Origin of the sequence: Microvirga massiliensis (assembly GCF_001006805.1) — a bacterium.
In the GTDB taxonomy this organism is placed as follows: Bacteria; Pseudomonadota; Alphaproteobacteria; order Rhizobiales; family Beijerinckiaceae; genus Microvirga; species Microvirga massiliensis.
This window is the reverse complement of record NZ_LN811389.1, coordinates 1-3,351: the sequence shown is the minus strand read 5'-3', so window position 1 is coordinate 3,351 and position 3,351 is coordinate 1. Positions and strand designations below refer to the sequence as shown.

Below are 3,351 nucleotides of genomic sequence, written 5' to 3'. Positions count from 1 at the left end.
GCCGGGAGGGGCGCGGCCGTCTCAGGATTTTTCTCGGCGCGGCTCCGGGAGTTGGCAAGACCTACGAGATGCTCTCCGCCGGGCGCGTCCAGCGCCTCGAGGGCATCGATGTCGTCATCGGCATCGTCGAGACGCACGGACGCGCAGAGACGGAAGCGCTCCTCGAGGGCTTCGAGGTCATCCCGCGCAGTGCGATCGAGTACAGAGGACAGATGATCCAGGAGATGGACCTCGATGCCATTCTGCAACGGCGTCCACAACTCGCGCTCGTCGACGAACTGGCGCATACCAACGCCCCGGGAAGCCGCCATCCCAAACGGTACCAGGATGTCGAGGAACTGCTTGCTGCTGGCATCGATGTCTGGACGACGCTCAATATCCAGCACGTCGAGAGCCTCAATGACGTCGTCGCCCAGATCACCCGCATCCGGGTTCGCGAGACGGTGCCGGATTCGATCATCGACCGGGCCGACGAGATCGAGGTCATCGATCTCACGCCTGAGGACCTGATCCGCCGCCTCAAGGAGGGCAAAGTCTACGTTCCGGACACGGCCGAGCGGGCGATCAACCACTACTTCTCGCCCGGCAACCTGACAGCGCTCCGGGAACTCGCGCTGCGCCGCACGGCGCAGCAGGTCGATGCGCAGCTCCTGACCCACATGCAGGCCAACGCGATCCCCGGTCCGTGGGCTGCGGGCGAGCGGGTGCTGGTCTGCGTAAGTGAGGATCCTCGCGCCGCAGGGCTCGTGCGCTATGCCAAGCGCCTTGCCGATCGCCTGCATGCCCCCTGGACGGCCCTCCATATCGAGACGCGCCGCAGCGCACAGCTCTCGGAGGAGGAGCGCGACCGGATTGCCGATACCTTGCGGCTTGTGGAGAGGCTGGGTGGGGAGGCGGTCACCCTGCCGGGCGGCGGTCGGACCGTGGCCGACGATGTGATCGGCCATGCCCTGGCCAACAACGTCACCCAGATCGTGATCGGCAAGTCGACGCGTTCGCGGTGGTTCGAGATCCTGCATGGATCGGTGGTCCGTGACCTCCTGCGCCGGGCGGGCAACATCAGCGTCCACGTCATCGCGGGCGAGGAGGTCGCGGCCGAGCCCGTTCCGAGGAAGACGGTTCGCACCCGGCCCGCGGCCGAGCCCATTGACCCTGTTCCATTCGCGGTTGCGCTGCTCGCTGTCCTGGCGGCGTTCGGTGTCGCGCATCTCATCCAACCGCTCGCTGGCCTGGAGACGGTCGACCTCGTGTTCCTGACGGCCGTCGTTGGAGTCGCGGTAAGGTTCGGCCTCTGGCCCTCGCTCCTGGCGGTCGCCGCTGCCTCGCTCTGCTATAATTTCTTCTTCATCCCCCCGCTCCACACCTTCACGATCGCCGATCCAAAGAACGTTGCGGCTTTCCTCTTCTTCACGATCGTCGCAGTCCTAGTCTCGAATCTTGCCGCCCGGGTGAGGCTCGAGGCCGTGGTGGCGCAGGGCCGGGCGCGCACGACGGAGGCGCTCTACACCTTCAGCCGCAAGCTCGCGGGCGTCACGACCCTGGACGATGCCCTGTGGGCGATGGCCTTCCAGATCGCGTCCATGCTGAAACTGCGGGTCGTGCTGCTCCTGCCGGATCCGGACGGCGCGATCACGGTCAGGGCAGGCTACCCGCCTGAGGATATGCTCGACGCAGCGGACCTCGCCGCCGCCAAGTGGACCTATGAGCACAATCATCCCGCAGGACGCGGCGCCGATACCCTGCCGGGGGCGCGACGGCTGTTCCTGCCGATGCGTACGGGGCGTGGCGCCGTCGGGGTCGTGGGACTCGATGGTGACAGGCCGGGTCCCTTGCTGACCCCGGAGCAGCGTCGGCTGCTCGACGCACTCACCGATCAGGCGGCGCTGGCGATCGAGCGGGTCAACCTCGTCGAGGATGTCGAGAGGGCCAAGCGCGCGGCCGAGGCCGACCGTCTGCGCCAGGCGCTCCTCACTTCGATCTCGCACGACCTCAAGACGCCACTCGCCGCCATCATAGGAGCCGCTGGGACCCTGCGCGACTTTCCCGCGTTTCTCGACGAGGAGACCAAGGCGGATCTCGTCGAGACGATCCAGGACGAAGCAGAGCGCCTCAACCGGTTCATCGCCAATCTCCTCGACATGACGAAGCTGGAAGCGGGCGCCGTCAGGCCGAACACGGCGCCGCACGAGGTCGGGGAGATCGTCGGCACCGCCCTGCAACGCGCGGACAAGGTGTTGAGCGGCCATCGGATCGAGGTCGAACTCGCTCCAGATATGCCGATGGTCGACGTGGATCCGGTCCTCGTCGAGCAGGTGCTCTTCAACCTCCTCGACAACGCCGCCAAATATGCCCCGCCCGGGACCACGGTCCGCATCCAGGGCAGGCCGGACGCAGGCGGCCTCGCAGTGTGTCTCCAGGTCCTCGACGAGGGCGAGGGTATTCCGCAGACGGACCTCGAACATATCTTCGAGAAGTTCCACCGCGCCCGGAAGGGCGACAGCGTCCGCGCCGGCACGGGCCTCGGCCTGGCCATCTGCCGCGGCTTCGTCGAGGCTATGGACGGCACCATCACGGCGGGGAACCGCTCCGACCGCCCGGGAGCGGTCTTCACGATCACGCTGCCGGCGGCACCCGCGGCCCAGCTGGATGACGTCGCATGAGCGCAGCCCCGGTCCGCATCCTGGTGGTCGACGACGAGCCGCCGATCCGCAAGCTCCTGCGCACGGGCCTCGGAACCCAGGGCTACGAGGTGATCGAAGCCGCGAATGGCCGCGAGGCGCAGGAGCGCCTCTCAGCGGAGCCCAGGCCCGACCTCGTGATCCTCGATCTCGGCTTGCCCGATATCCAGGGTCATGAACTCCTGCGCCGGTGGCGCGAGGCGGGCAGCGACACGCCGATCGTCATTCTTTCGAGCCGCACCGACGAGGCCGGGATCGTGGAGGCGCTCGAGCTCGGCGCCGACGACTACGTCACCAAGCCCTTCGGGGCGAAGGAGCTCGTCGCCCGAATCCGCGTCGCGTTGCGCCATCGCTTGCAGGCTCAGGGCGAACGGGCGCTATTCCAGACAGGCGATCTCTCGGTCGATCTCGTGCGGCGCATGGTCAGGCTCCGTAGCGAGGAGGTGAAGCTCACTCCGCGCGAGTACGAGATCCTGAGAGTCCTGGTCCAGCATGCCGGCAAGGTGCTGACCCATCAGCACGTGATCCGGCAGGTCTGGGGCGGCATTGCGGACGTTCAGAACCTGCGGGTGCACGTGCGCCAGCTCCGGCAGAAAATCGAGGCCGACCCGGAACGGCCCTACTACATCCTGACCGAGACCGGGGTGGGCTACCGCCTGCGCGCTCCGGAGTA

At 67.3% G+C, this 3,351-nt stretch carries 2 protein-coding genes; both read left to right on the top strand.

Annotated features, from left to right (window positions below; genetic code table 11):
- Nucleotides 1-2,660: sensor histidine kinase (locus tag BN1233_RS42420; protein ID WP_046869714.1), on the top strand; the 2,660-nt coding region annotated here is incomplete at its 5' end.
- Nucleotides 2,657-3,351 (top strand): response regulator transcription factor (locus tag BN1233_RS42415; protein WP_046869713.1); only part of this gene is annotated, 695 nt, incomplete at its 3' end. The genes BN1233_RS42420 and BN1233_RS42415, both read left to right, overlap by 4 nt.